Here is a 253-nt window from a genome sequence, read left to right on the forward strand (position 1 = left end):
ATTATAAGCCGATTTATATGCTCATCTCCAAAACTATAACCATATGTTACCAAGGTGCTATTAGGACGACATGTTGCAGATGCTAAATCCCTAAATAGCTCAACATAAGGATATTCAGATGTTTCACGGTCTTTAACTGAATTTGGATAAATCATTAATTGTTGATAATTTGCAGTTCCGGCTGTTTCCACTTGTAAAAAGGGTTCAACCGAGCTAGCTCCAAATGGCAATCCAAAACGCCTTATAGCCCCTT

Annotated in this window: 1 pseudogene; it reads right to left on the bottom strand. The window is 37.5% G+C overall.

The features are described from left to right. A pseudogene (locus RTW80_RS30030) lies at positions 1-253 on the bottom strand (hypothetical protein); the annotation flags it as partial.

Source organism: Escherichia sp. AM3 (assembly GCF_032029835.1).
GTDB classification, from domain to species: Bacteria; Pseudomonadota; Gammaproteobacteria; order Enterobacterales; family Enterobacteriaceae; genus Escherichia; species Escherichia coli.